Raw genomic sequence first — 20,495 nt, forward strand, 5'->3', positions numbered from 1 at the left:
TCGCAAACCATCTTATGGCTCAAAAACGAATTGAAATTGCCAAGATTTCAGAACTTCAACAAAAGGTACCTAAGTACGCACTAGTTAAAAACACAGATTTAGTTATTATAAAACATGAGACTGGTATTTCAGTTCTTTATGGAAGATGTCATCATAGAGGAGCTTTATTAGCTGATGGTCATATTGATGGTCATAATTTAATTTGTGGTGTTCATGGTTGGGATTATCGCTATGATACTGGAATAAGTGAATATAATAATGATGAGCAACTTCATAAATTTCAAGAATATATTGAAGGAGATTCGCTTCAAGTAGATGAAAATGAGATTACTGCTTTTGAAACTAATCATCCGCAGCCTTTTGATAGAGATGCCTATTTAGGTACTTATGCAGATACCCATCCAGAAGAAACCGAGCCTTATACAGGGTATATTAAAGAATTGGCAGTAAATGGATTAAAAAACCTAGGACATCATGGTTTTTCTGCTTCTATGGGAGTTGATAGAAATACGCTCCCCAAATGGAGCGATATTCAATTTCTTCCAGCACAATTAGCTTCTAGACCATTTTTAGATGATGAAGAGGTAGTGACTAAAGTTACCATTGGCCCAAAAGCAAAGAAACCTTTAGCGTTAGATATTCCAATTTTTGTTAGTGATATGAGTTTTGGCGCCTTATCACGCGAAGCTAAAATCGCTTTGTCAAAAGGGGCTGAAATGGCTGGAACTGGAATATGTTCTGGGGAAGGAGGAATGCTACCCGAAGAACAAAAAAATAATTCAAAATATTTTTATGAACTAGCATCAGCGCAATTCGGATTCAGCTGGGATAAATTGGATAATGTACAAGCTTTCCACTTTAAAGGAGGGCAGGGGGCAAAAACAGGTACTGGAGGTCATTTGCCTGGTAGTAAAGTGAGTAAGGAGATTGCAGAAGTTCGCGGATTAAATGAAGGAGAGACCGCAATTAGTCCAGCTACTTTTCCAGATTTTCACGGAGTAGAAGATTTTAAAAACTTTGCTAAAAAGGTAAGGAAGCATACAGGTGGTATTCCTATTGGTTTTAAAATAGCCGCCAGTCATATCGAAAAAGATATTCAATTTGCATTAGACGTTGGCGTTGATTATATCATTTTAGACGGTAGAGGTGGAGGTACAGGTTCTGCACCTACTATTCTTAGAGATAATATTAATGTGCCCACAATACCTGCGCTAGCGAGAGCAAGAAAATATTTGGACAAGGTTGGTGCTAAAGATGTAACTTTAATAATTACAGGTGGTTTAAGAATAGCGGAAGATTTTGCGAAGGCCTTGATGATGGGTGCTGATGCTATTGCGGTTTCTAATTCTGCTTTACAGGCCATAGGATGTTTAGGGATGCGAGCTTGTGGTTCTAATAATTGCCCAGTAGGCATTGCCACCCAAAAAGAATCTTTGCGTAACAGGCTGATTATTGACTCTTCTGCAAAACAATTATATAATTTTTTTAGTGCTACAAACGATTTAATAAAGGTAGTAGCACGTTCTTGCGGTTATGATGATGTTTCAAAATTTAACCCTAATGATTTATCAACTTTTGATAGGGATATACACCATTTAACAGGTATTAATTATGCAGGGGTTAAAATTTAAAATAGCATTTGTTCTAATTTTTTTTGTGATTACATCTGAGCTAAGGGCGCAAATGGAGCCTCCGTTTCTTTTGCCAGGAGTTGCAGCCACTTATTCGAGTAATTTAGAAACCACAGGAATAAATGCCAGGGTATATTATGGCATAGATCATACGTATTGTTTTGGTCCTGAAATCTCGTATTTTAGAAAATCTCATGAGGATAATGAAGTGTCCCTATTTGAAGCAAATGCAAACCTTCATTACATCATTGATTTAAATAAAGGTCTAGGGTTTTATCCATTAACAGGAATTAATTACACTATTGAAACCGAAATTGAGAACCTGGGTTTTGAAGAAGAAAAATTTTCGGAAAATGCTTTCGGACTAAATATTGGTGCTGGATTTCATTACACCGTAGGAAGAATTCTCTTTTTTACAGAGTATAAATATGTAATAAGTACCTTAGAAGATCACTTTTTTACAGCAGGCGCATTGTTGAATTTTTCTCTGGCTAAAAAAGGTGGTTCTAAACAGCATAACTAGTAAATAAGTATTAATCACATGCAGAAAAAGAAAATCATTTGGCATAAAGTACTAAATAATAAGAGCGAACTTCCAGAAGGTCGCGTTAAAACGGTAACTGCTGCCCATAAAGGCATTTGTCTCACCCATTTTGAAGGTAAATTTTCTGCTTTAGATAATAAATGTCCTCATCAAGGGGGTCCTTTAGGAGAAGGTTCTATTGAAAATGGAATGCTACGTTGTCCTTGGCACGGGTGGGACTATCATCCTTGCACAGGAAATTCACCAGGCGGTTTTGATGATGGTATAGAAACTTTTGAAGTTAAGGAAGAAGATAATGCAATTTATGTTGGGGTTGAAGAGGAAGCAGACCATCAAGCCACAGTTTCTGATATTATGGTAGAAACTATGGTCAATTGGGGAGTAACAAAAGTATTTGGTATGGTAGGGCATTCTAATTTGGGTTTTGCCGATGCTATGAAACGCCAAGAACAAAAAGGAAACTTAAGCTTTTATGGTATACGTCATGAAGGTGCTGCAGCTTTTGCTGCCTCAGCTTATGGTAAATTGACTGGCAAACCTGCGGCTTGTTTTTCAATTGCTGGCCCCGGAGCAACCAATATGTACACCGGTATGTGGGATGCTAAGGTCGATAGAGCCCCACTTTTAGCACTTACCGGTCAGGTTGCCACACAAGTGGTTGGAACCGGTAATTTTCAGGAGGTAGATTTGGTTAGAGGTTTTAGTACCGTAGCTGAATTTAATCAAAGGGTACAAAGCGATAGTAAACATGCAGAATTAATGTCTTTAGCAGTGAAAAGTGCCATTCTAAAACGTGATGTTTCGCATTTAACTTTTCCTGATGAGGTACAAGAGAAATTAGCGAAGCCCAATGCTATTGCCCAAACACCAGATAAGAGAATTACCCAGATGGAGATTGCACCGCCAAAGGATGCGGTAAATGATGCGATTGAATTAATCAAAAAATCGAAACGTCCGGTAATCATCATGGGGCACGGGGCTAGGGCGCATAAAAAAGAAGTTGTAAAATTTGCTGAAAGTTTAAATGCGGCAGTAGTTACTACATTTAAGGGAAAAGGACTTATTGCAGACAGTCATCCTTTAGGTGGTGGTGTTCTAGGGCGCAGCGGAACCCCAATTGCTTCTTGGTTTATGAACGAAGCTGATTTGTTATTAGTATTTGGTGCCTCTTTTTCAAACCATACAGGCATAACACCCAAAAAACCAATAATTCAAATTGATTTTGACCCAATGGCCTTAAGCAAGTTCCATAAGGTTGAGGTAGCCGTTTGGGGTGAAATTTCAAGAACTCTTGAGATTTTTAATAAGGAACTAAAAGGAAAAGTAAATATACTGAATCAAACCGAGGAAATTGCAGCGAGATGGAAGATATGGAAGGAAGAAAAAGCAAAACGCCTTTTAGAAACTTCAGATAAGGGAATTAGTTCAATTGCCGTTTTTGAAACAATGAATAAGTTAACTCCTAAGAATGCTGTTATGTGCGTAGATGTTGGTAATAATGCCTATTCTTTTGGACGATATTTTGAACCTACAAACCAAGATTTTTTAATGTCAGGTTATCTAGGGTCTATTGGTTTTGCCTTACCAGCAGCCATTGGGGCTTGGTCGGCGGTTGGCAATTCAAGACCGGTCATCGCGGTTGCCGGTGATGGGGGTTTATGTCAATACTTGGCAGAAATAACTACCCTTGTTAAATACAATATGCCTGTAAAGTTAATTGTTTTGAATAATCATGAACTAGGTAAAATTTCCAAAGAACAAAGGGCCGGCGAGTTTGATGTTTGGAAAACGTCACTTTCTAATCCTAATTTTGCAGAATTTGCAAGTTCATGTGGTGCTTGGGGCAAACGTGTTGAAAATCAGAATGATTTAGAAAAAGAAATGAAGAATATGTTTGAACAAGATGGTGCTGCAGTACTAGAAATAATGACCGATGTAAACCTTATTTAAGATGCAGATAATTATTTCTATTTTTTTAGCGGTATTAGGTATTTACTTTAGTATTGGGTTGCTTTTTGGACTGTATTTTGTTTTTGCAGGAGCAGTTAAAATAGACCCCCTATTAAAAGAAAGCAAAAAGAAAGTTCGGTTGTTATTACTTCCAGGAACAATCGCTACATGGCCTTTTTTAATGGGAAAACTTCTTAAATCAAGAACAAGATGATTTCAAGTCAAAGAAAATCCCATAAGTATATATGGTTGGTCATAGTACTGGTAATACCAATGCTTCTGACTATGGCATTGAAAGATTTAAATTTTCCTTCAACATCTGGAAGTGTCAATACCGAACAGCTCACGGCTGCGTTAAAAAGTAATGTAGTTCAAATAGAACTAAAACAACCATTTCAGAGTCCTTCTCCTCTGGTTTATGAATTAGATACTCAGGGATATTCAGGAAGGTTATTAGGGCAGTTAAGAGGAATAGGAAAATATGAATTTTCGATTTCTGAATCAACCAAGGGAGTAGTGGTTATAGATGGAATCAGGAAAGAAGAACTTTTTAAAATTGAATTTTAATGGGACTCGATTATAAACTAGTACTCTGGAATAAGCATAAGAAAGTCTACGATAAATGGATTGCCATAGCAATGGTGATGTATTTGGTAATATTTTTTGTATTGAGTTTTGTGACCAATCCTGAAATGACTGCAGAGACTATAATTATTCGAGCTTTTGGGTCTTTGGCGATTCTAATGCTGCATCTCATTTTAGTCATTGGCCCGCTAACAAGATTGAATTCTCAGTTTATGCCGTTGCTCTATAATCGCAGGCATTTTGGGGTCAGTATGTTTTTAGCAGCGTCAATACACGGTGTGTTTGCGACTATTCAATTTCATGCACTTGGCAATGTAAATCCTATTTACGCCATTTTTACTTCGAACATGGATTATGGGTCATTGACCAATTTTCCATTTCAAGTACTTGGCTTTTTAGCATTGTTGATTTTATTTGTGATGGCATCAACAAGCCATGATTTCTTTTTGCACAATCTATCGGCAAAAATCTGGAAACGACTACATATGATGGTTTATTTAGCTTATGCATTGTTAATCATGCATGTTTTTTTAGGAGCTTTTCAACAAGAAACATCACCTTTTACTATTAGTGTCTTGTTGGTTGGTTTTGTAGTGATTTGCGGATTACATCTTAAGACCGCCTTTAAAGAATCAAAAGTAGATAGATGTATTGCTGTTCAAAAAGATGGCTGGTTAGAAGTTTGTCACCCTAATGAGATTGAAGAAAGTAGAGCTAAGATATTTACCGTAGAAAATGAGCGTGTGGCTATTTTTAAAAATGAAGGAAAACTTTCTGCAGTTCATAATGTTTGTAAACATCAAGGAGGTCCTTTAGGAGAAGGTAAAATTGTTGATGGGTGTATTACTTGTCCTTGGCACGGATATCAATACTTGGCGCATAATGGGCAGTCGCCACCTCCATTTGCCGAAAAGGTAAAAACCTATGAATTAAAAATTGAGAATGATATGGTTCATATTAACCCAGAAGCATTTGCCGAAGGGGCCGAAGTAACCCCAATTACCTGTTAGCTATGAAGAATGACGAGTTTTATATCGGTTATGTAGATGAGGTCGGTTCAAAAACGAAAAAGTCGTTAAAAAGATTTGTTATCGCATCCTTAATGATTCTTGCTGGTGGAGCATTTTTGTTCGGATTTTTTCAAGAATTAGCTGTGAATAGTGCTTTCGACTTTGGTAATCCTACCAAACTTTCTGGTATTTACCATGAATCGCCTTATCCAATGCTCCGTGTTTCCCTTTCAGGTAGTGAATTTAAAGACTTGGTCTTATTAGGTTTTGGCAAATTTGGACCAAATGCCTATTTAAAAGACCTTCGAGAGAAAGAGGGTAACCTAAACGGAAAACACCTAAATATCGAAGGTCAATTGATTTACTATAATGGTAAAACCTTATTGGAAATTGATGATAGTCAAAAAGTGAGTATAGGTAATCGCAGGAGTTCAATAAATATTTCGCCCAATTCACTAGGATGGTTAAAAATTGAAGGGGAAATTATAGACCCAAAATGCTATTTTGGGGTAATGAAGCCGGGTTTTGGTAAAATTCACAGAAGTTGTGCTTCTCTTTGTATTTCGGGTGGAGTGCCACCTGTTTTGGTCTCAAGTGATGAAAATGGTATTGAAGACTATTTTTTGTTAACTGATTTGAAAGGAAATCCTATTCATAAAGACATACTACCATATATAGGTGAACCATCCGTTATTTCTGGTGTGGCAGATGAAATTGGCGATTGGAAAGTGATGCGCATCGATGTTGGCCAAATTGAAAAATTAGACAAAAAATCTTTAATTTATTAAGATGAGTAGAATAGTTGTTGTTGTAGCTTTTTTAATTGGGTTTAACAGTATTGCCCAATCTATAGATTATAATACAAAGAAGGGTTATGTTACTAAGGGCTATGATGTAGTTGCCTATTTTGATAATAAGGCTACTGTTGGCGATGAGAAATACACCGCGGAATATGATAATGTAAAGTTTAAGTTTTCAAGTCAAGAGAATCTTGAAAAGTTTAAGGGTAATCCAAAAAAGTATCTTCCCAAATATGGAGGTTATTGTGCATATGCGGTTGCTGTCTCAAGTAAAAAGGTTTCCGTTAACCCTGAGACTTTTGAAATACGAGATGGAGAATTACTGCTGTTTTATAATTCTGGTAAAACAAATACTTTGGCGCTTTGGAACAATGAGTCTCCAGAAGTACTAAAAATTAAGGCGGATAAGAACTGGGAAAAAATCAAGAATTAAGAACTTTCTTCTTGATTTGAAATGTAGTTTATGTTTAAAATTTTGAAAGTTTGGGTTGCCGGTCTTTTGATTAGTTTTCTTGGAGCATTACCTCTAGGAAGTCTAAACATAACTGCTTTTGATATTTCTGCTACCCAAAGCATTAACAACGCTTTGTTATTTGCTTTCGCAGCTATTTTTGTTGAGCTGGCTTATGTTCGCCTCACCCTTTGGGGCAATCAAAGGGTCAAGCTCGAGGGTAAATGGATATACATTGCACTTCCACTGGCATTTTTTTTGCTATTATATTTGGCATTTTCTAGTCTGACAACGGCTTTATATTTTAATGATGTAACTCCAACGAAATCAGTTTTACCTAAAATTACGTCCCCTATATTACTGGGTTTATTGCTTAGTGCATTGAATCCATTACAAATACCTTTTTGGTTAACATGGAACAAGGTTCTGGAGTCAAAGAAAATTCTTGAAGACAATACAGTATCATTCATCGGTTATATGTTTGGTATTGGTGCTGGTACCTTAATAGGATTATTAGTGTTCATTTATGCAGGAAAATTAATTGTGGATAATTACACACAGTATGCCCAAATCAGTAATTTAATATTGGGTTTACTTTACCTCGGTTTTTCTTTCTATCTTTTATTTTTATTATACAAAAAGCATCATCAACTAAAAATACAATAGGCTATGTTTAACTCCTCAATTCAAACAATTGAGCAATTCAAAGAAATATTATCTCAGCTCTCGAAAGATTGCTACGCAGAGCCTTGTGAATCACTTTCTCATGCAACTATAGGTCAGCATACAAGACATATTATAGAATTATACCAATGTTTGATTAACGGTTATGGTGAAGCTGATGTTTGCTATGACAAAAGAGAACGGAATAAAAGAATCGAAGAGGAGATTGGTTATGCCGTAACGCTACTGGAAAATATTCAAGAAAACCTCGAGAAGCCTAATAAAGAGCTTCAAATTCGCTATGAGTTGGGTGAAGAAGAAATCTGTCTTACATCAAATTATTACAGAGAAGTAATGTATAATTTAGAGCATGTAATCCATCATCATGCTTTGATTAAGGTTGGAATTAAGACAATGACCAATATAGAACTGCCAGATTCTTTTGGTGTTGCGCCTTCTACAATTCAGTATAGAAAGGTATGTGTACAGTAAGTTTCATTCCCAAAGGAAATGCCTTTGTCTTTACATCGAATAGAGATGAACATATTTCTAGACCATCGGCATTTTTTCCAAAAAAAGAAATAGTAAATAATAAAAGAATCGTCTTTCCCAAAGATCCGAAAGCTGGTGGTACATGGTTTGCCATTAGTGAAAGCGGGGCTGTAGTAATTTTATTAAATGGTGCTTTTGAAAAGCATGTACCCAAAGATAATTATGCCAAAAGCAGAGGACTAGTTGTTTTAGACATCGTGTGTCACAATAATCCCCAAGATTATTTGAAAGAAATCGACCTTATCAAAATTGAACCGTTCACGGTTCTGGTTTTTGAGAAAGAAAAATTGGTAGAATTACGATGGGATGGGAAAAATAAGCACCTGAAAACGCTAAAAAGTGACCAAGCTTATATCTGGTCCTCAGCCACACTTTACCACAAAGAGATAATTCAAAAGCGAGAAGAACTTTTCTTCAATTTTATGAATAAAGCAGATGTAGATGCAAAGTCTATCATTGACTTTCATTCGAACAATCATCAGGATTCGCAGAACGGGTTTATAATCGATAGGCAGACAGGTTTGAAAACCTTTAGTGTTACTCAAGCGGTTCTTGAAAAGGGGAGAGTCGCTCTAAAACATATTGATTTGTTGAAGCAAGAGACCAATGAGTTAGAAATGATTACCAGTCAATTGATTAGTCAATTCTGATGAGCTCTTTTAAACTAAAATGGCACAAACTTACCCATTGGGAATATTGGCCGCTTTGGGCAGTATATTATCCTCTATTTCCGGTTTGGCTCTTTTTTTCCCTTAAAGCACGTTCTTTCTTCTTTTTTAACGCAGCCAACCCATTAATGAAAAATGGGGGTATGGCCATGGAGTCAAAAAAAGAAATCTATGATATGATTCCAGAAGAATACATACCAAAAACAGTTTTGATTGAAAAGGAAACCGTTACTACCGATAGCGTAGAAAAGCTTTTAAGTGAAATGAACCTGCAATATCCGCTAATAGCGAAGCCCGATATTGGAATGAAGGCTTTTGGCGTGGATAAAATTAAAAGTAAATCAGATTTAGAATCCTACATAAATAGAACTCCTGAAGATTTTTTGATTCAAGAGTTTATAGCTTACCCGGATGAGGTTGGTATTTTTTATGTGCGAGTTCCGGGTGAAGAAAAAGGAAAGATTACGGGTATTGTCGCTAAAGAATTCCTCTCCGTAACAGGTGATGGCTACAGTAGTATTTTACAACTGATAAAACAAAATCCTAGAAGTCATTTGCAACTGAAAGCTTTGGTCAAAAAGTTTGGAAACAAGTTAGATACTGTTCTAAAGGATGGTGAGAAGTTTATTTTGGTTCCTTACGGTAGCCATACCAGAGGTGCAAAGTTTATTGATAGAAGTAATCAGAACAATAAAGATTTAGAAAATTTAATTGATGGCATCTGTACTCAGATACCGGAATTTTATTATGGTAGGTTAGATGTGTTATATGCTGATTTTGATGGACTTTCTAAGGGGGAAAACTTTAAAATAATTGAAATAAATGGCGCCGGTGGTGAAGCTACACACATATATGACCCCAAGCATTCTTTGTTTTTTGCTTGGAAAGAAATTTTTAAACACTGGAATTATTTGTGCAAAATCAGTATTATAAACCATAAGAGAGGCTATCCCTATTTGAGTTTTAAAGATGGTCGTGCTATGTTAAAAGCAAATAGTTTGTTAGAAGAACAATTAAAATTGGTATAGAATGAAGATATATATAACACTTTTTTTGGTAGTAGCATTTGGCTTTATTTCGTTGAACGCACAAGATGATCAAGATAGTAGAACGGATTTAGGAGTATCGCTACAACTATACCCTGCAGGTATAATTCCTACGTTAAATTTGGAACATTATTTTGATAAAAAATCTTCGTTGCTTTTAAGAGCAGGTTTGAATATTGTTGATCGAAAGGATTTTAGTGATTTTAATCAAACTGAGATGGGTACTGGTTTCGGGGGTTCGATAGGATATAGAAAGCATTTTCCTTCAGGAAAAGGGAAGTTTATAGCCGGGATAAACCTTGATATTTGGAGTTTAACTATTGATTGGACGGATATTGGCCCAACTGATGCACCAACCTCTGGAAGTACGTATACTCTGGTTATACAGCCATGGTTAGAAGGTGGTTATTTTTTGCCCATAAAAAATACTAAGTCTCAGATTGGGCTAACTGTTGGCTTTGGAAGAGAAATAAATGCCATAACAAGCGGTGATGAAGTAGAACAAGGTTTTATTGGTAGTGTTTCACTGCAATACATGTTTGCGCTTTAGGTTTTAAAACAGGCAAAAGCTTCTTGAAAAAAATTGGTTGCTGTTTTTTCATCAGTTGCTATGGCATCTAAAACGGCACCTTTAAAGCCATTGTTTTGCCATTCACCATAGCTGAGTTCAGAAAATTTATCGGTTTCTAAGCTGTCATGACCTTTATAAGCACTGATGTAGAAGTAATGTTTGTCCATAACTGAATCGGGTATGGCCATACCAAGACCAATCGATTTGCCAGAATTATCGGTTAGTTCTGCAAAAGCACCAATATCGAAATGATGGGGCCAAACCCGGATAGTAGAAGTCAAGCCTTCTTTTTTCAAAAATGTATCTATGGCGTGTTGAGCAAGTTCTGTAAGCTTTGCGAGCTTTTCTAACTCTTTATTTGATTTACAATCAAATATGAAATTATCATCTATTTCATAAGGCAATTCATAATGAAGATGGTATTGATACGATTTTGAAAAATCAAACTCTTCTGCTGTCGCTGCTACCCATGCGGTAATCTCATTATGAGATTTGCCATTAATGGAGATTTGCTTTCGCTTATTATTATCCAACCACTCCAAAGAAAAATCGTCATACCTCAATGACAAATATGCGTTCTTATCATTTAGGGGCCAAGTGCGCAAGGTATTATCCTCTGGAAAAAAGCCTAAATTGGTATGACTGTCATCTGACCTCTCCTTTAAAAAACTTTTCCCCGCTGTTGCCAAATATTGTGAGGCTAAATGTATTTGAGCTAATGTATCCATACTCTAATGTATGATTTTTTAAGCGTACTTGATTTCTATATGAAAATATTGTCTTTTAGACTTTTTTAGAAAGGATGTGTTTAATGATGGTCGGCGCGTGGATTCTAGAGTTTTCTATAAACCATTTATGGGTTTCCATACCTCCGCAAATAACGCCGGCCAAGTAAAGACCTTCAATATTCGATTCCATGGTATCTGGGTTATACGTTGGTAATAGCTTTTCATCACTGGAAAGTTGAATACCTAGTCGTTTGAGAAATTCAAAATTGGGCATGTACCCTGTAAGCGCAAGTACAAAGTCATTTGGTATGGTAACCAGGCCTTCACTTGAATTAATGTCAAGATTGTTTTCTCGAATTTCATTTACGGTTGCATCATAATAAGCCTTAATGCTACCTTCTTCAATACGGTTAATGATATCAGGTCTAACCCAATATTTAACGCGTTTTCCAACTTCTGGGCCTCTAATGATCAAGGTGACTTCAGCCCCTTTTCTGTAGCATTCCAGAGCAGCATCAATAGCAGAATTACTAGCCCCGATTACTGCAAGTTTTTGACTAGCATAAAAATGGGGGTCTTTATAATAGTGCGACACCTTTGCTAGGTCTTCGCCGGGCACATTAATTTTATTGGGTAAATCGTAAAACCCGGTAGCCACTATAACGTTTGAAGTCTCGTAAGTAGATTTAGTGGTTTCTACAATAAATTTATTATCTCGTTGTTCCACTCTTTTTACTTCTTCAAAAAGATGAACTGCCAATTTATTCGAAGTTACTATTCTGCGATAGTACTCCAGTGCTTCATTTCGTTTAGGTTTTGCTTCTTTGCTGATGAACGGAATCTCATCAATCTCCAACTTTTCCGAAGAGGAAAAAAATTGCATATTTATGGGGTAGTTGAAGAGGGAATTTACAATAGGCCCTTTTTCAATAATAAGATAAGAGAGTCCAGCTTTTTTGGCTTCCAACCCACAAGCTATGCCAATAGGGCCTCCACCTATTATGATTACATCAAATCTTTGCATTAAGCTATAATTTGCTTCAAATCTTTAATGGTTTCAGTTGGGTTTTCGCTTTTGAAAACAAAACTACCAGCTACTAAAACGTCTGCCCCTGTATCTACCAGTTTTTTGGCATTGTTAGCGTTAACCCCGCCATCGATTTCGATAAGGGTGTTTGCATTTTTCCTAATAATGAGTTCTTTTAAATCAGCAACTTTCTGATAAGTATTTTCAATAAAAGATTGCCCACCAAAACCTGGGTTTACGCTCATTAAGCAAACGATATCGATATCTTGGATGGTATCTTCCAGCAGCTTTATAGATGTATGTGGATTTAAAGCAACACCTGCCTTCATTCCTTCTGCCTTTATAGCCTGTAAACTTCTATGTAAGTGTGTGCAGGCTTCATAATGAACAGAAAGAATATTGGCCCCCAGTTCGGCAAAAGTTTTAATATAGCGGTCAGGATCTACGATCATTAAATGTACGTCAAGTGGTTTTGTTGCATGTTTGGCAATGGATTTAACTACAGGCATACCATATGATATGTTCGGTACAAAAACGCCATCCATAACATCAATATGATGCCAGTCAGCATGACTATTATTGACCATTTCAACATCCCGTTGCAGATTTCCGAAATCTGCGGCTAGTAAAGAAGGTGCTATTTTTTTACTCATTAGTGCATTGTATACTGCAAAAATAAGGAAATGGATTTTGGCTCGTCTCCCAATTTTATTAATCTATAAACGCAGATTTTGGAAGAACAATAGGGTCGCATCGTAATATCTTGCTGCTGCACATTTTACATTGGTTATTTTCATTTAAGGCCTTTAGCTGTTTTAGCGTGGAAGGGATTGGTAAATTATAAGTGTCTGCCATAGAATAGTCTACCGTATAGCCCATATCCTCAAAAGCAGCTATCGATAAGCGACTTATGGGGTTGGTACCAGTATTGATAAACCCTGTCATTAATTCATTGACAAATACTTGTTCCCTCCAATGTCCATCGCGTGTGCCCGCTCCACCCGTGTTGGCTAACGGAACACTTGATAGGCTTTCATCATTGGTCAGTAGTTGATATTCACGAATACTATTTGTTCCGGTAAAAATGGGATTTTCAGAACCGGAACCTGAAATCAAATTCAAAAATTGAGATGACCAGAGGGTGCCAAAGCCTAAAACATGCCCCATTTCATGAATGATCACATCTTTTAAACTATTTTCTGCCTCTAATCGTGCTAAATCCGAAGTATCAAATTGCATGATTCCTGTAGCGGGCAAAAAACTTCCTGCTCTAAGTTGGGTGGGTCCGGCTTGACCCAAAATTCCCAAAGCACCATCAATATTAACCGCTTGGGCATCAATACGTACATTTTCTATGATTTCACCATTTGCCAATTGAACCCTAGGCAGCTCTCCTACAATCAGCTCTGACCATCTAGTACTTGCCTCTGCAAATACTATTTCTTGACTAGGGGTTAGACCACCTAAAAACCGAATTTCAATGGTAAAGCTCATAATTACGCGATTTAAAATTAAATTTTACAGGTCTGATATTTACCGGACAATAGAACAATGCTGAATATTTACGAGTAAAAAATAGATTTAAGTTTTAACAGATTAAAACTTTAACAGAATAACCTTCAGTATTAAATACTATCTAGCTGTCTTAATCCTTCATAGACGATGATGCCCACGGCATTTGCTAGGTTTAAACTGCGGATATGCTCACTATACATAGGGATTTTGTATAGCTCATTCGTATTGTTTTCTGTAAGAGTAGGGGGTAGGCCAACAGATTCTTTTCCGAAGACTAGAAACATATCATTTTCAAAGGGAATTGTCCAATGACTTTTGGTCGCATGACTAGAAAAATAGACAAGATTTTTATTGGTATGTTCGGTCATAAATGCTGCCAAATCTTCATAAATAAAGACGGATAGATGCTGCCAATAATCCAATCCGGCCCTTTTAAGCCTTGAATCGTTTAATTCGAACCCGAATGGTTTAATTAAATGTAAATCAGCACCAGAGGCAAGGCATAGCCTACCAATATTACCTGTATTATTTGGTATTTCAGGCTCGACAAGAACAACATTAAAAGCCATTTAACTTTCTTTTGATTTCAAGTGAAGATACAACTGCTCTACCTTTTCTCTTGCCCAGGGGGTTCTCCTTAAAAATTTTAGGCTCGATTTTATAGATGGATTGCTTTTAAAACAATTTATATTAATCTGATTGGCCAGATACTCCCATGAATAAGCCTTAGTAAGTTCTTCTAGTATGGTAGCCAGTTTAACCCCATGTAGCGGATTGTTAGGTTGTTCCATTTTTTACTTAAAATGAGTAAGGTGAATAGCCCAGAAATATTTTCTTGTAAGGACTAAGCCTAAGTTTATAAAATGAAAAACTCCGGTAATCAGCCGGAGTTTATTCATCAATCAAAAAACGAACAGTCATGATAAACTGTTGTAGTATACTAAATTACAATATTCTTGCCAAAAAAAAAATTTAAGCTTTATTTAACTGTAATTTATTCGGTTTTAACCTAAATATGTCTTTAAAATCTTACTTCTTGAAGTATGTTTTAATCTTCTAATTGCTTTTTCCTTGATTTGACGAACACGTTCTCTAGTTAAATCAAAAGTTTCGCCAATTTCTTCCAAAGTCATAGAATGTTGACCAGCAAGACCAAAATATAAACGAATAACATCTGCCTCACGAGGTGTTAAGGTTTCTAAGGCACGTTCTATCTCGGTACGTAATGATTCGTGTAACAATTCTTTGTCGGGATTTGGAGATTCACCGCTACGAAGTACGTCATAAAGGTTAGAATCTTCTCCATCGATAAGTGGCGCATCCATCGATACGTGACGCCCAGAATTCTTCAAAGATTGCTTAACATCCTCAACGGTCATATCCAACTCTTTTGCAATTTCTTCAGGAGAAGGCATACGTTCGTGCGCTTGCTCTAAAAAGGCAAAAGTTTTATTGATTTTATTGATAGAACCAATTTTGTTCAATGGTAATCGTACAATACGTGATTGCTCTGCTAATGCCTGCAAAATAGATTGACGAATCCACCAAACGGCATAAGAGATAAATTTAAAACCTCTTGTTTCATCAAAACGTTGTGCAGCTTTTATTAGCCCTAGGTTACCTTCGTTGATTAAATCTGGTAAGGTTAATCCTTGATTTTGATATTGTTTAGCAACCGAAACTACGAACCTTAGATTCGCTTTTGTTAGCTTCTCTAAGGCAATTTGATCACCAGCTTTTATTCGTTGTGCCAATTCTACTTCTTCATCGGCAGTAATTAAATCTACCTTTCCGATTTCTTGTAAATACTTGTCTAACGATGCGGTTTCCCTATTGGTTACCTGTTTTGTAATTTTTAACTGTCTCATCTAAATTTCTCCTTCAAATTAAGTTCAAAAGCTTGCGCTCATATACTTATACGTAAGAAAACGTAAAAAGTTACAATTTGGTAAAATTTATTTCAATTATTTTTTGTAACTAAGAGCCCTTGCATGAAAAAATACATGCAAGGGCTTTTTATATTTTAAGAGAACAGTACTAGTCTCTTCTTGGTTTTCTATCGCGATTATCTCTTCCGCCGCGACGGTCACCACCTCTTCTATCTCCACCTCTATCATTTCTTGGTGGTCGTTCTACATAACCTTCTGGTTTTGGTAAAAGCGCCTTTCTTGAAACTTTCTCTTTTCTTGTTCTAGAATCAATACCAAAGTATTTTACATCGAAAACATCTCCCATGTTAACTACATCGGAAACATTTTCTGTACGTTCCCAAGCCAGTTCAGAAACGTGAAGCAATACTTCGTTGCCTGGTGCATCTATATACTCTACAACAGCACCAAAGTCTAGCATCTTGATTACTTTTACTTCGTAAACGCTACCAACTTCCGGTTTAAATAGTAAAGAATCTATTTTTGCCATTACCGCGTCGATACCTTTACTACCTACACCAAGTACTTCAACAATACCTTCTTCGGTTACCGGGTCTTCGTTGATAACGATGGTCGTTTCAGTTTCTTTTTGAAGTTCTTGAATCACTTTTCCACCAGGTCCGATCAAAGCTCCAATAAATTCATTTGGAATACGTCTTGTAACCATTGTTGGCGCATGATCTTTAACGTCTGCATTCGGGGCCGCAATCGTATCTGTAAGTTTTTCTAAGATATGTAAACGTCCATCACGGGCTTGTTTTAAAGCATTAACCAAGATTTCATAAGAAAGCCCTTTTACTTTAATGTCCATTTGACAAGCAGTAATACCATCTGCAGTACCTGTTACTTTAAAGTCCATATCCCCTAAATGATCTTCATCACCTAAAATATCAGATAAAACAGCATATTTACCAGATTCTGTATCGGTTATCAATCCCATGGCTATACCAGAAACTGGTTTTTTCAATTGTACACCGGCATCCATTAAGGCCATTGTACCAGAACAAACCGTTGCCATAGAAGAAGAACCATTAGATTCCAATACTTCTGATACTACCCTTACGGTATACGGACAATCTTCAGGAACCATTCCCTTTAAAGCACGTTGTGCCAAGTTACCATGACCAACTTCTCTACGAGATGTTCCACGAATAGGTCTAGCCTCTCCAGTTGAAAAAGGAGGGAAATTATAATGTAAGTAGAAACGTTCTTCACCTTCAAAAGATGGCATGTCGATTTGATTGGCTTCTCTAGAAGTTCCTAGAGTAACCGTTGCAAGAGCTTGAGTTTCACCTCTTGTAAAAATTGCAGAACCATGTGTAGAAGGTAAATAATCAACTTCACACCAAATAGGACGAATTTCGTCTGTCTTACGACCATCTAAACGCAAACCTTCATTTAAGGTAAGGTCACGAACGGCCGCTTTTTCAGCCTTGTAAAAATACTTGGATATTAATCCACCATATTCTTCTTGCTCTTCTTCTGAAAAAGAAGCAACAATTTCTTCTTTAATTTCACTGAAAGCAGCACTTCTCTCATGTTTTGCAGAACCTGCTTTGGCTACAGCATATACTTTGTCATAAGCAAGGTCATGTACTTTTTTAGCCAAATCTTCATCTTCTCGTTCTGGCTCGTACTCACGCACCTCTTTCTTTCCGAAAGCTTCGGCAAGTCGTATTTGTGCAGCACATTGTACTTTGATGGCTTCATGGGCGAATTTGATGGCTTCTGTCATTTCTTCTTCAGAAATTTCATCCATCTCACCTTCGACCATCATCACAGAGTCTGCAGAGGCACCTATCATCATGTCGATATCCGATTCTGCTAATTGCGCTCTTGTAGGATTAATAACGAATTCACCATTTACTCGACCTACTCTTGCTTCAGAAATAGCGCATTCAAATGGAAAATCTGATAATTGAATAGCAGCTGAAGCGGCTAAACCTGCCATTGCATCTGGCATAACATCGTCGTCATGAGACATTAATTGAATCATCACCTGAGTTTCAGAATGATAATCTTTTGGGAATAACGGACGCAATACGCGATCTACTAAACGCATGGTCAAAACCTCACCATCGCTTGGTCTCGCTTCTCTTTTGAAAAAACCACCTGGGTAACGCCCTGCAGCAGCGAATTTTTCACGGTAATCTACAGTTAGTGGTAGAAAATCTACGTCTGCTTGCTTGTAGTTAGATACAACTGTACATAATAACATACACTTGCCAGATTGTACAACAACAGAACCGTGTGCCTGTTTTGCCAATTTTCCAGTTTCGATAGAAATTTCTCTACCGTCACCGAGGTCTATGACCTCTTTAAAAGTTTTTGGAATCATAAAATTTTGTGTTTCCCTCTAATAAATAGCGAAGGACTTGTTAAACATTTGGTCTACCGTCATCCGGACGGTCGGGTTGTGTTGTTGTGTTGACCAATGAAAAACCGATAGTTTCGAACTTGATTCGAAATCTAGCTTTTTGTGTTGCCTCCGTAGAGGACTTTGTAAAAATAAGGGGAAGCAAAAGCTTCCCCGTAAATTATTATTTTCTAATACCCAGCTCTTTAATAAGCTCACGATATTTTACAACATCTTTCTTTTTAAGATAGTCTAAAAGACTACGTCTTTTACCTACCAGTTTAACCAAAGAACGCTCTGTGTTGTAATCTTTGTGATTTCTTTTTAAGTGCGTTGTTAAGTGGTTGATACGATGTGTGAATAACGCGATTTGCCCTTCAGTAGAACCTGTGTTGCCTTCAGAGCCACCGTGTTTCTTAAAGATTTCGGCTTTTACTTCTTTTGTTAAATACATTCCAATATTATTTTAAATGATTTTTATGTATCTGACTGTTTATCAATCAGGGCGCAAAGATAATTCTTTTTTTTAAAGAAAGAATCAAACCTGAAATTAAACCTTTTTGCTTTTGTATTGTCATAACTACAAACGTTAAAGAATTGTTAGCGTTGTTGTAGGTTTTAAGCAAATACTAGTTCGTTTTAAAATTTACAGATTAAGCCTCATTAACAAACATTAAAATTAGAAAAGATGAAAAAGAATAGTAGAAAAGTGCATTTGGCAAAAGTGTTGGTATTAGCTGCATTTACAATAGTTTCTTGTAGTAAAGATGAAGTATCGATAGAAGAAGAAGTTGTCGCTGAAGCGGTAATTACCGCTGTTGAATTAAAGTATAGTGATGAATCTGAAATGATTTCTGAAGAGATTTCTTCGATAGCGGAAGATGTTTACGCAGCAGATGAAATTTCAAGTACTTCAAAGTTCAATTATTCTTCAGATTACTTACCCGATTGTGTTACGATTACAACAGTTGTAACAGATGCGACCAAAGAAAAAACTATTGATTTTGGTGATGGTTGCGAATTGCCAAACGGCAATGTTCTAAGTGGAACCATTAATTTGAGTTATGCTAAAGATATGGAGTTGGCCCAAAAAACATTGGCAATATCCCTTGAAAATTTTACATTCAACGGTGTTGCCGTAGAGGGTGGTGCCGATGTTTTACGTTTGCGGTCTAACCAAAATGGAAACCCTCAGGCAGTTGCAAATGCCTCATTTAATGCTATATGGCCAGATGGGGAAACAGCTTCTTTTGAAGGTACAAGAACGCGAGAATGGATAGAAGGTTATGGTAGCGGATTTTGGGGAGATAATGTTTTTTTAATAACGGGAAAAAGAACCTTTACCAATCGAGCCGGAAATTCTTTTACCAAAGAAATTATCACTCCTTTAAGACGAGAGTTATCATGCCGATTTATTGTAAGTGGTGTATTGGAGATTACAAGAAATGATGCTACAGCGAGTTTAGATTTTGGGGATGGTAGTTGCGATGCAAAAGGTATTCTTACCTCGCCAGATGGTTCAAGTGAAGAAATATTCTTGAGAAGGTTTTTGAAAAATTAGTAAATATTAAAAAAAAAGAGTTGGCTAACTAGCCAACTCTTTTTCTTTTCTTACCGGCTGATTGGTAATTAAATCTATGTACAAATTGACTTTGTTCTTTAAATCGCGTCGATGTGCTATAAAATCTAAGAAACCATGCTCCTTTAAGAACTCCGAAGTCTGAAAACCTTCTGGCAATTCTTTACCAGTAGTATCTTTGACAATTCTTGGGCCTGCGAAACCTATTAAGGCCCCAGGCTCCGAGATATTGATATCTCCAAGCATTGCGTATGAAGCAGTAGTGCCGCCTGTAGTTGGGTCCGTGCACAGCGATATGTATGGTATTTTGGCTTCAGCCAACTGCGCTAGTTTTGCAGAGGTTTTGGCTAATTGCATTAAGGATAGTGCTGCCTCCATCATACGTGCTCCGCCCGATTTCGAAATCATCAAAAAAGGCACTTTCTTCTTTTTTGCAACATCAATTGCGCGAGCAATTTTTTCACCAACAACACTTCCCATGGATCCTCCGATAAAGCTGAAGTCCATACAAGCTACGACCAAGTCTTTACCCTTAGATTTTCCGATAGCGGCGCGAACTGCATCATTGAGTCCGGTTTTAGCTTTTGCCGCTTTTAATCGATCCGAGTATTTTTTGGTATCCTCGAATTTTAAAGGGTCTTTTGAACTGAGTTTCTCATCAAGTTCTTGAAATTTATTGTCATCAAAAAGAATTTCAAAATATTCTTTACTCCCGATGCGAACATGATAATCGTCTTCTGGACTTACATAAAAGTTCTTAGCAAGATCATCAGATTCAACAATTTTTCCGGTAGGGGACTTGTACCAAAGTCCTTTAGGGGTGTCTTTCTTTTCCTCCGTAGCTGTTTGTATTCCCTTTTCCTTTCTTTTAAACCAAGCTGTCATAAAGTT

At 36.8% G+C, this 20,495-nt stretch carries 24 protein-coding genes; 14 read left to right on the plus strand and 10 right to left on the minus strand.

Annotated elements, in window-relative coordinates; genetic code table 11:
- Positions 1-14: 14 nt before the first annotated feature.
- The 13 genes from ACZ1GR_RS14250 to ACZ1GR_RS14310 are packed head-to-tail and all read left to right on the plus strand — an operon-like array spanning position 15 to position 10,450.
- A complete protein-coding gene (locus ACZ1GR_RS14250; RefSeq protein WP_472609582.1) occupies positions 15-1,631 on the plus strand; it encodes a glutamate synthase-related protein in 1,617 nt (538 codons plus the stop codon).
- The gene (locus ACZ1GR_RS14255; protein WP_472609583.1) at positions 1,612-2,154 is read left to right on the plus strand and encodes a hypothetical protein; all 543 of its coding nucleotides are present in this window, start codon (positions 1,612-1,614) and stop codon (positions 2,152-2,154) included. The genes ACZ1GR_RS14250 and ACZ1GR_RS14255 overlap by 20 nt, the downstream gene beginning before the upstream one ends.
- 18 nt (positions 2,155-2,172) lie before the next feature.
- Positions 2,173-4,125, plus strand: coding sequence for a thiamine pyrophosphate-binding protein (locus ACZ1GR_RS14260; protein ID WP_472609584.1), 1,953 nt, complete (start codon positions 2,173-2,175; stop codon positions 4,123-4,125).
- 1 nt (position 4,126) lies between these two features.
- Complete coding sequence (locus ACZ1GR_RS14265; protein ID WP_377767191.1) at positions 4,127-4,339, plus strand: hypothetical protein; 213 nt, start codon at positions 4,127-4,129, stop codon at positions 4,337-4,339.
- Complete coding sequence (locus ACZ1GR_RS14270; protein WP_472609585.1) at positions 4,336-4,692, plus strand: hypothetical protein; 357 nt, start codon at positions 4,336-4,338, stop codon at positions 4,690-4,692. The genes ACZ1GR_RS14265 and ACZ1GR_RS14270 overlap by 4 nt, the downstream gene beginning before the upstream one ends.
- Positions 4,692-5,720 carry a Rieske 2Fe-2S domain-containing protein gene (locus ACZ1GR_RS14275; protein WP_472609586.1) on the plus strand — a complete coding sequence of 343 codons (1,029 nt, stop codon included), beginning with the start codon at positions 4,692-4,694 and terminating at the stop codon, positions 5,718-5,720. Before ACZ1GR_RS14270 ends, ACZ1GR_RS14275 begins: the two co-directional genes overlap by 1 nt.
- 2 nt (positions 5,721-5,722) lie before the next feature.
- A complete protein-coding gene (locus ACZ1GR_RS14280) occupies positions 5,723-6,508 on the plus strand; it encodes a hypothetical protein (RefSeq protein WP_472609587.1) in 786 nt (261 codons plus the stop codon).
- Between the two features lies 1 nt (position 6,509).
- The gene (locus ACZ1GR_RS14285; protein ID WP_472609588.1) at positions 6,510-6,953 is read left to right on the plus strand and encodes a YHS domain-containing (seleno)protein; all 444 of its coding nucleotides are present in this window, start codon (positions 6,510-6,512) and stop codon (positions 6,951-6,953) included.
- A 30-nt stretch (positions 6,954-6,983) separates the two neighbouring features.
- Positions 6,984-7,637, plus strand: coding sequence for a LysE family transporter (locus tag ACZ1GR_RS14290; protein WP_472609589.1), 654 nt, complete (start codon positions 6,984-6,986; stop codon positions 7,635-7,637).
- A gap of 3 nt (positions 7,638-7,640) precedes the next feature.
- Positions 7,641-8,126 (plus strand): DinB family protein, encoded by a 486-nt coding sequence (locus tag ACZ1GR_RS14295; RefSeq protein ID WP_377767183.1) that lies wholly within the window; start codon positions 7,641-7,643, stop codon positions 8,124-8,126.
- A complete protein-coding gene (locus ACZ1GR_RS14300) occupies positions 8,114-8,836 on the plus strand; it encodes an NRDE family protein (RefSeq protein ID WP_472609590.1) in 723 nt (240 codons plus the stop codon). Before ACZ1GR_RS14295 ends, ACZ1GR_RS14300 begins: the two co-directional genes overlap by 13 nt.
- Positions 8,836-9,882: a D-alanine--D-alanine ligase gene (locus ACZ1GR_RS14305; RefSeq protein ID WP_472609591.1), complete on the plus strand. Its 1,047-nt coding sequence runs from the start codon at positions 8,836-8,838 to the stop codon at positions 9,880-9,882. The genes ACZ1GR_RS14300 and ACZ1GR_RS14305 overlap by 1 nt, the downstream gene beginning before the upstream one ends.
- A 1-nt stretch (position 9,883) precedes the next feature.
- Complete coding sequence (locus tag ACZ1GR_RS14310; RefSeq protein WP_472609592.1) at positions 9,884-10,450, plus strand: hypothetical protein; 567 nt, start codon at positions 9,884-9,886, stop codon at positions 10,448-10,450.
- Here the strand turns inward: ACZ1GR_RS14310 and ACZ1GR_RS14315 are convergent.
- From ACZ1GR_RS14315 to rpsO, 9 genes are all read right to left on the minus strand, one after another.
- Positions 10,447-11,199 (minus strand): hypothetical protein, encoded by a 753-nt coding sequence (locus ACZ1GR_RS14315; RefSeq protein ID WP_472609593.1) that lies wholly within the window; start codon positions 11,197-11,199, stop codon positions 10,447-10,449. The genes ACZ1GR_RS14310 and ACZ1GR_RS14315 overlap by 4 nt on opposite strands.
- A 55-nt stretch (positions 11,200-11,254) precedes the next feature.
- Positions 11,255-12,223, minus strand: a complete 969-nt coding sequence (locus ACZ1GR_RS14320; protein ID WP_472609594.1) for a YpdA family putative bacillithiol disulfide reductase — start codon at positions 12,221-12,223, stop codon at positions 11,255-11,257.
- The gene (rpe, locus tag ACZ1GR_RS14325; RefSeq protein WP_472609595.1) at positions 12,223-12,879 is read right to left on the minus strand and encodes a ribulose-phosphate 3-epimerase; all 657 of its coding nucleotides are present in this window, start codon (positions 12,877-12,879) and stop codon (positions 12,223-12,225) included. Before rpe ends, ACZ1GR_RS14320 begins: the two co-directional genes overlap by 1 nt.
- A gap of 58 nt (positions 12,880-12,937) precedes the next feature.
- On the minus strand, positions 12,938-13,720 hold the full coding sequence (locus ACZ1GR_RS14330) for a leishmanolysin-related zinc metalloendopeptidase (RefSeq protein ID WP_472609596.1): 783 nt from the start codon (positions 13,718-13,720) through the stop codon (positions 12,938-12,940).
- A gap of 131 nt (positions 13,721-13,851) precedes the next feature.
- Entirely contained in the window at positions 13,852-14,310 is a 459-nt protein-coding gene (locus ACZ1GR_RS14335) for a tRNA (cytidine(34)-2'-O)-methyltransferase (RefSeq protein WP_472609597.1), read from the minus strand.
- The gene (locus ACZ1GR_RS14340) at positions 14,311-14,532 is read right to left on the minus strand and encodes a VF530 family protein (protein ID WP_377767173.1); all 222 of its coding nucleotides are present in this window, start codon (positions 14,530-14,532) and stop codon (positions 14,311-14,313) included.
- A gap of 213 nt (positions 14,533-14,745) precedes the next feature.
- Positions 14,746-15,609 (minus strand): sigma-70 family RNA polymerase sigma factor, encoded by an 864-nt coding sequence (locus ACZ1GR_RS14345; protein WP_377767172.1) that lies wholly within the window; start codon positions 15,607-15,609, stop codon positions 14,746-14,748.
- 169 nt (positions 15,610-15,778) lie between these two features.
- Positions 15,779-18,007 (minus strand): polyribonucleotide nucleotidyltransferase, encoded by a 2,229-nt coding sequence (locus ACZ1GR_RS14350; protein ID WP_472609598.1) that lies wholly within the window; start codon positions 18,005-18,007, stop codon positions 15,779-15,781.
- A 202-nt stretch (positions 18,008-18,209) separates the two neighbouring features.
- Entirely contained in the window at positions 18,210-18,479 is a 270-nt protein-coding gene (gene rpsO, locus ACZ1GR_RS14355; RefSeq protein ID WP_377767169.1) for a 30S ribosomal protein S15, read from the minus strand.
- Positions 18,480-18,713: 234 nt separating this feature from the next.
- Here rpsO and ACZ1GR_RS14360 point away from each other — a divergent pair, with 234 nt between their 5' ends.
- Entirely contained in the window at positions 18,714-19,586 is an 873-nt protein-coding gene (locus tag ACZ1GR_RS14360) for a hypothetical protein (RefSeq protein ID WP_472609599.1), read from the plus strand.
- Between the two features lie 24 nt (positions 19,587-19,610).
- On the opposite strand, the gene accD is transcribed toward ACZ1GR_RS14360, so the two are convergent.
- On the minus strand, positions 19,611-20,489 hold the full coding sequence (gene accD / locus ACZ1GR_RS14365; RefSeq protein ID WP_472609600.1) for an acetyl-CoA carboxylase, carboxyltransferase subunit beta: 879 nt from the start codon (positions 20,487-20,489) through the stop codon (positions 19,611-19,613).
- Positions 20,490-20,495 lie beyond the last annotated feature (6 nt).

This window comes from Croceitalea sp. W27 (assembly GCF_055693185.1).

Bases quoted from the DNA above. Each gene is read 5' to 3' on its own strand.
- ACZ1GR_RS14250 (WP_472609582.1), top strand. From the start codon at position 15: ATGGCTCAAAAACGAATTGAAATTGCCAAGATTTCAGAACTTCAACAA.
- ACZ1GR_RS14255 (WP_472609583.1), top strand. From the start codon at position 1,612: ATGCAGGGGTTAAAATTTAAAATAGCATTTGTTCTAATTTTTTTTGTG.
- ACZ1GR_RS14260 (WP_472609584.1), top strand. From the start codon at position 2,173: ATGCAGAAAAAGAAAATCATTTGGCATAAAGTACTAAATAATAAGAGC.
- ACZ1GR_RS14265 (WP_377767191.1), top strand. From the start codon at position 4,127: ATGCAGATAATTATTTCTATTTTTTTAGCGGTATTAGGTATTTACTTT.
- ACZ1GR_RS14270 (WP_472609585.1), top strand. From the start codon at position 4,336: ATGATTTCAAGTCAAAGAAAATCCCATAAGTATATATGGTTGGTCATA.
- ACZ1GR_RS14275 (WP_472609586.1), top strand. From the start codon at position 4,692: ATGGGACTCGATTATAAACTAGTACTCTGGAATAAGCATAAGAAAGTC.
- ACZ1GR_RS14280 (WP_472609587.1), top strand. From the start codon at position 5,723: ATGAAGAATGACGAGTTTTATATCGGTTATGTAGATGAGGTCGGTTCA.
- ACZ1GR_RS14285 (WP_472609588.1), top strand. From the start codon at position 6,510: ATGAGTAGAATAGTTGTTGTTGTAGCTTTTTTAATTGGGTTTAACAGT.
- ACZ1GR_RS14290 (WP_472609589.1), top strand. From the start codon at position 6,984: ATGTTTAAAATTTTGAAAGTTTGGGTTGCCGGTCTTTTGATTAGTTTT.
- ACZ1GR_RS14295 (WP_377767183.1), top strand. From the start codon at position 7,641: ATGTTTAACTCCTCAATTCAAACAATTGAGCAATTCAAAGAAATATTA.
- ACZ1GR_RS14300 (WP_472609590.1), top strand. From the start codon at position 8,114: ATGTGTACAGTAAGTTTCATTCCCAAAGGAAATGCCTTTGTCTTTACA.
- ACZ1GR_RS14305 (WP_472609591.1), top strand. From the start codon at position 8,836: ATGAGCTCTTTTAAACTAAAATGGCACAAACTTACCCATTGGGAATAT.
- ACZ1GR_RS14310 (WP_472609592.1), top strand. From the start codon at position 9,884: ATGAAGATATATATAACACTTTTTTTGGTAGTAGCATTTGGCTTTATT.
- ACZ1GR_RS14315 (WP_472609593.1), bottom strand. From the start codon at position 11,199: ATGGATACATTAGCTCAAATACATTTAGCCTCACAATATTTGGCAACA.
- ACZ1GR_RS14320 (WP_472609594.1), bottom strand. From the start codon at position 12,223: ATGCAAAGATTTGATGTAATCATAATAGGTGGAGGCCCTATTGGCATA.
- rpe (WP_472609595.1), bottom strand. From the start codon at position 12,879: ATGAGTAAAAAAATAGCACCTTCTTTACTAGCCGCAGATTTCGGAAAT.
- ACZ1GR_RS14330 (WP_472609596.1), bottom strand. From the start codon at position 13,720: ATGAGCTTTACCATTGAAATTCGGTTTTTAGGTGGTCTAACCCCTAGT.
- ACZ1GR_RS14335 (WP_472609597.1), bottom strand. From the start codon at position 14,310: ATGGCTTTTAATGTTGTTCTTGTCGAGCCTGAAATACCAAATAATACA.
- ACZ1GR_RS14340 (WP_377767173.1), bottom strand. From the start codon at position 14,532: ATGGAACAACCTAACAATCCGCTACATGGGGTTAAACTGGCTACCATA.
- ACZ1GR_RS14345 (WP_377767172.1), bottom strand. From the start codon at position 15,609: ATGAGACAGTTAAAAATTACAAAACAGGTAACCAATAGGGAAACCGCA.
- ACZ1GR_RS14350 (WP_472609598.1), bottom strand. From the start codon at position 18,007: ATGATTCCAAAAACTTTTAAAGAGGTCATAGACCTCGGTGACGGTAGA.
- rpsO (WP_377767169.1), bottom strand. From the start codon at position 18,479: ATGTATTTAACAAAAGAAGTAAAAGCCGAAATCTTTAAGAAACACGGT.
- ACZ1GR_RS14360 (WP_472609599.1), top strand. From the start codon at position 18,714: ATGAAAAAGAATAGTAGAAAAGTGCATTTGGCAAAAGTGTTGGTATTA.
- accD (WP_472609600.1), bottom strand. From the start codon at position 20,489: ATGACAGCTTGGTTTAAAAGAAAGGAAAAGGGAATACAAACAGCTACG.